Origin of the sequence: Streptomyces sp. NPDC089919 (genome assembly GCF_040684615.1) — a bacterium.
GTDB lineage: Bacteria > Actinomycetota > Actinomycetes > Streptomycetales > Streptomycetaceae > Streptomyces.
Map to the genome: position 1 here is coordinate 1 of NZ_JBFBGK010000207.1, position 5,040 is coordinate 5,040.

General features: G+C 71.8%; 5 protein-coding genes and 1 pseudogene. 1 reads left to right on the top strand and 5 read right to left on the bottom strand.

Annotation, left to right across the window (positions count from 1 at the left end; translation table 11 throughout):
* Positions 1-446, bottom strand: a pseudogene (locus AB0O40_RS37525) (metallophosphoesterase); the annotation flags it as partial.
* The gene (locus AB0O40_RS37530; protein ID WP_365050760.1) at positions 443-688 is read right to left on the bottom strand and encodes a hypothetical protein; all 246 of its coding nucleotides are present in this window, start codon (positions 686-688) and stop codon (positions 443-445) included. The pseudogene AB0O40_RS37525 and the gene AB0O40_RS37530, both read right to left, overlap by 4 nt.
* A gap of 121 nt (positions 689-809) precedes the next feature.
* Between AB0O40_RS37530 and AB0O40_RS37535 the strand changes: the two genes are divergently transcribed.
* Positions 810-2,081, top strand: coding sequence for a D-alanyl-D-alanine carboxypeptidase (locus tag AB0O40_RS37535; RefSeq protein ID WP_365050762.1), 1,272 nt, complete (start codon positions 810-812; stop codon positions 2,079-2,081).
* Here AB0O40_RS37535 and AB0O40_RS37540 read toward each other — a convergent pair.
* From AB0O40_RS37540 to trpS, 3 genes are all read right to left on the bottom strand, one after another.
* Positions 2,029-2,940 carry a YihY/virulence factor BrkB family protein gene (locus tag AB0O40_RS37540; RefSeq protein WP_365050765.1) on the bottom strand — a complete coding sequence of 304 codons (912 nt, stop codon included), beginning with the start codon at positions 2,938-2,940 and terminating at the stop codon, positions 2,029-2,031. The genes AB0O40_RS37535 and AB0O40_RS37540 overlap by 53 nt on opposite strands.
* Positions 2,941-3,125: 185 nt before the next feature.
* On the bottom strand, positions 3,126-3,707 hold the full coding sequence (locus tag AB0O40_RS37545) for a 2'-5' RNA ligase family protein (protein ID WP_365050768.1): 582 nt from the start codon (positions 3,705-3,707) through the stop codon (positions 3,126-3,128).
* A gap of 137 nt (positions 3,708-3,844) precedes the next feature.
* Entirely contained in the window at positions 3,845-4,858 is a 1,014-nt protein-coding gene (gene trpS, locus AB0O40_RS37550; protein ID WP_365050771.1) for a tryptophan--tRNA ligase, read from the bottom strand.
* Between the last annotated feature and the right edge of the window lie 182 nt (positions 4,859-5,040).

The window sequence follows — 5,040 nt, forward strand, 5'->3', positions numbered from 1 at the left end:
GCTCCGCCCCCGGACCCCCGCGCCTCAAACGCCGGCGGGGCTGGGGTTGCCTCCGCCGCCGGCGGGGTGGTTCGCCCGGAGGGCGAATCCAGCCTCGCCGGCGTTTGAGGCGCGGGGTCCGGGGCGGCGCCCCGGGTCCGGCGGAGCCAGAGCGCTCGTACCGGTTCGGCGACCAGGAGGGCCAGGCTCAGGTACAGGAGGACCGCCAGCCACATGTAGCCCGGCCAGGCGAGGGTCTTCTGGAGCCAGAAGGGGGCGCCGGCGCGGCCCGCTACCAGGGCGCCCACGGAGAGCAGGGGCAGGGCCCAGGTCAGGGCCGTGCCCACGGTCCGCCACGCCCCCGCGAGGCCCGTGTCACGGACCAGCCGGACCCACAGCCAGCGGTGCACCAGCACCAGCAGGCCCAGGACCGCCAGCCCCACGAGGACGAACAGCAGGACGGTCATCGTGATTCACGCCGCAGCGCCCGGACCCCGCGCAACCCGAGCAGCCCGACGCCCGTCCCCAGGAGAAAGGACGTGATGGCCAGCGTCAGGTGCACCCAGAAGTAGGCGGTCGGGTCACCCGCGTCGTCGAAGGCGAGGCCACTGCCGTCCGCCCACAGGTTTTTCACGAAGGTGATCCAGATGATCCAGCTCCACACTCCGAACGCGAGCAGGAACCAGGAGGCGGAACGGCTGAGTCTCATGGGGCCAGTATCGGTTCCGTCCCCAGGACGGCGGCGTCGGGGTGGGCTGTCCCGGCGGAGGTTGCGGCGGTTCGCCCGGTCCGGCTCGGCATCCAGCCGGACTGGATGTACGTTCACCTGCGTGTCTGCCAAAAAGACCGCGCTGACGGTCCTTTCCGCCGCGCTGCTGCTGCCCGCCCTGGCCGCAGGGCCCGCGTCCGCCGACGAGAAGCCGGGGACGAAGCCGGGTGCGGGGACCTCGCCCGCCCCCGACGCCAAGGGCAAGAAGACCGCGAAGAAGCAGCCGCTGCCGCCCGCCTCGATGTCCACCGTCGGCGGGAACCTGCTCGGCCGGCCCGGGACGCAGGTCAGGCTCGGCCCCGGGGCCCCCGCGCTGCCCACCACCCTCAGCGGCCGGTCCTGGATCGTGGCCGACGCCGAGACCGGCGAGGTGCTGGCCGCGCACAACGCGCACTGGCGGCTGGCCCCGGCCTCCACGCTCAAGATGCTCTTCGCGGACACCGTGCTGCCCACCCTGCCCAAGGACCAGGTCCACAAGGTCACCGACGCCGAGCTGGCCGACATCGGCCAGGGCTCCAGCCTGGTCGGGGTCAAGGAAGACCTCGAGTACACCGTCCACGACCTGTGGCTGGGTGTCTTCCTGCGCTCCGGCAACGACGCGGTGCACGTCCTGGCCGCGATGAACGGCGGCATCGAGAAGACCGTCGCGGACATGCAGGCGCACGCCGAGGAGCTGCAGGCCCTCGACACCCACGTCGTCTCCCCCGACGGCTACGACGCCCCCGGCCAGGTCTCCAGCGCGTACGACCTGACCCTGTTCGCCCGCTCCGGGCTGCAGAAGAAGGACTTCCGGGAGTACTGCGCCACCGCCTCGGCCGAGTTCCCCGGCGACCAGAAGCCCGGCAAGCCGCGCGAGACCTTCGGCATCCAGAACACCAACCGCCTGATGACCGGTGCCAGCGGCGCCACCCCGTACAAGGGCATCGCGGGGGTCAAGAACGGCAACACCACCAACGCCGGCGCCACCTTCACCGGCGTCGCCCAGCACGGCGACAAGAAGCTGCTGGTGACGGTGATGAACCCGAGCGAGGGCAGCGGCAACGAGGTCTACGAGGAGACCGCCGACCTCTTCGACTGGGGCTTCGCCGCGCTCGGCAAGGTCACCCCGGTCGGCGAGCTGGTGCCGCCCAAGAGCGCCGACACCACCTCCCTCGGCTCGCCCGCCCAGAGCCACGACAACGAGAAGGCGGCCGCCGCCGAGGAGTCCTCCGGCGGGGTGGGCACCGCCCTCGGGCTGGCCGGCGGGGCGCTGGTGGCCATCGCGGCCGGCGGCTTCGTCGTCAACCGGCGCTGGCCGCAGCGTCGTCGCGGGGGGCGGCCGGCCGGCGACTGACGCTCTCCTCGGGCGCGTCCACGGCCGTCCAGGCCGCGCAGTAGAGCAGCAGCTTCGCGGTGAAGTTGATCCACAGCAGCAGGGCCACCGGCACCCCGAAGGCCCCGTACATGCTCTTCGCCGCGACCTGCTGGAAGTACCCGCTGAGCAGCAGCTTCAGCAGTTCGAAGCCGACCGCGAAGAGGAGCGCCGCCGTCACCAGCGGGCGGCGCTCCGGCGAGACCCCCGGCAGCAGCGTCAGCACGTACAGCAGGAGCAGGAAGGCGGCGACCACGCCCACCCCGAAGGCGGCCGCCCGCAGCAGCACCCCGCCGGCCCCGCCGCGCGGGATGCCCAGCCACTCGGCGGTCTTGCCCACCGCGCTGCTGCCGAAGACGGAGGCGGCGGCCGAGGCGAGGCCGACCCCGCCGAGGCCGAAGAGCACCAGGGCGTCCTTGCCCTTGCGGACGACCGGGTTACCCTCGTCCTCGTCGTCCTTCTGCCAGACCGCCCGCAGGCAGTCCCGCATCGAGCCGACCCAGCCGATGCCGGTGAAGAGCAGCAGCGCGCCGGCCACCAGGCCGACCGTGCCGGCGTTGTGGACCAGGCCCTCGATGTCCAGCTGGTCGGAGATGCCGGGCACCTGCTCGCCGAGGTTCTTCTCCAGCCGGTCCAGCTGGCCCTTGCTGAGCAGCGCCGCACCGATCGCGGCGGCGACCGTGACCAGCGGGAAGAGGGACAGGAAGCTGGTGAAGGTGATGGCGGCGGCGAGCCGGCTCCAGTGCTCCTCCGCCAGCCGCTCGTACGACCGCCAGGCGTGCGTGCCGGTGAGCCGGACCACCAGGGGGCCGATCACCGGAAGGTTCTTCAACCAGTCCATGGGGTCACCGTAGGGGCGCGGTGCCCCGGAAACAGCGAAGGATCATCACCGGCCCGTCGAAAGAAACCACCGGAATCGTCACCGTTGACGGCTACGGTCGGTCCCATGATCTCCACCGACCCGACCCGGCCGTTCAGCTCGCTCGTCCTGCGGAGCCTGCGCTTCCGCGCCCGGCAGATCCGCGGCTACGGCTGGAGCGTGGCCTCGTCCCGGTGAGCGCACTGCGCGGGGACCCCGGCCGGCCCGCTGCCGAAGGGGTACTCCCGCAGCTTGCGCCAGACGTCGTCGACGCCCTGCTCGTACAGGGCGAAGCCGGTGGTCAGCCACTCCGCCTCGAAGCCCGCCAGCTCCCGGTACGCCCGGTCCATCGCCTCCTCGGCGATGTGGTGCGCGACGGTGACGTGCGGGTGGTACGGGAACTGCAGCTCCCGCCGCAGCGGCCCCTGCGGGTCCCGGACCTGGCCCTGGAGCAGGCCGCAGGCCTCGCCGCCGGCGACGACGTTGACGAAGACCACCGGGGAGAGCGGGCGGAAGGTGCCGGTGCCCGCCAGCCGCATCACGAAGGGCCGGCCCGCCGCCGCGACCTGCGCGAGGTGCGCCCGGATCGCCGGCAGCCGCCCGGCCTCCACCTCGGTGGGCGGCACGAGGGTGATGTGCGTGGGGATGCCGTGCGCGGCGGCGTCCCCGAAGCCGGCGCGCCGCTCCTGGAGCAGGCTGCCGTACGGCTCCGGGACCGCGATCGAAACGCCGAGCGTTACGGTCCCCACGTGTTCTCCTCCGTGATCGTCTGCTGTGCGAGGCCTGTGAATGGCGGATGGTGCCGACCCCAGTGTGGGGCCAGCACCCCCGAAACGGCCAGGGGACCAGGTCGACAGTGCTGTCGCGCTGTCGTCCCGGCCTTGCATCAGTGCTTCGCGGGCAGGAACCCCATCCGGTCGTAGGCCTGGGCCAGCGTCTCGGCGGCGACCGCGCGGGCCTTCTCCGCGCCCTTGGCGAGGATGGAGTCCAGCGTCTCCGGGTCGTCCAGGTATTCCTGCGTGCGCTGCCTGAAGGGTGTGACGAAGTCGACCACGACCTCGGCCAGGTCCGTCTTCAGCGCGCCGTAGCCCTTGCCCTCGTACTTCTCTTCGAGGTCGGCGATCGTGCTGCCGGTGAGGGTGGAGTAGATCGTGAGCAGGTTGCTGACGCCGGGCTTCTCGACCGCGTCGAAGCGGATCACGGTGTCCGTGTCGGTGACCGCGCTCTTGATCTTCTTGGCGGTGGCCTTGGGCTCGTCCAGGAGGTTGACCAGGCCCTTGGGGTTGGCCGTGGACTTGCTCATCTTCGCCGTCGGGTCCTGCAGGTCGTAGATCTTCGCGGTCTCCTTGACGATGTGCGCGGCCGGCATCGTGAAGGTCTGGCCGTAGCGGGCGTTGAACCGCTCGGCCAGGTCGCGGGTGAGCTCGACGTGCTGCCGCTGGTCCTCGCCGACCGGGACGGAGTTCGCCTGGTAGAGCAGGATGTCCGCGACCTGGAGGATCGGGTACGTGAAGAGGCCGACGGTGGCGTTGCCCGTGCCCTGCTTGGCGGACTTGTCCTTGAACTGGGTCATCCGGCTGGCCTCGCCGAAGCCGGTGAGGCAGTTCATCACCCAGCCGAGCTGGGCGTGCTCGGGGACGTGGCTCTGGACGAAGAGCGTGCAGCGCTCCGGGTCCAGGCCGGCGGCCAGCAGCTGCGCGGCCGACAGCCGGGTGTTCGCCCGCAGGTCCGCCGGGTCCTGCGGCACGGTGATCGCGTGGAGGTCGACCACCATGTAGAACGCGTCGTGCGTCTCCTGGAGGGCGACGTACTGGCGGATGGCGCCGAGGTAGTTCCCCAGGTGGAAGGACCCGGAGGTGGGCTGGATACCGGAGAGTGCGCGCGGACGATCGAAGGCCATACCGCCATTCTCTCAGGTGCCGCACCCTCCTCCGGCCGGTGGCCGCTGCGTCCGGGGCTGCGCCCCGGGGTGCCTGCGGCGCAGTCCCCTACCCCGCCCTTCCACCGTTCCCCGGGCTCCGCCCGGACCCGATACCTGCGCTCCGCGCCGGTGTCCTCAATCGCCGGACGGGCTGGATTTCC

Excerpts from the sequence above, each read along its gene's own strand:
- AB0O40_RS37530 (WP_365050760.1), bottom strand. The coding sequence starts at position 688 with ATGAGACTCAGCCGTTCCGCCTCCTGGTTCCTGCTCGCGTTCGGAGTG.
- AB0O40_RS37540 (WP_365050765.1), bottom strand. The coding sequence starts at position 2,940 with ATGGACTGGTTGAAGAACCTTCCGGTGATCGGCCCCCTGGTGGTCCGG.
- trpS (WP_365050771.1), bottom strand. The coding sequence starts at position 4,858 with ATGGCCTTCGATCGTCCGCGCGCACTCTCCGGTATCCAGCCCACCTCC.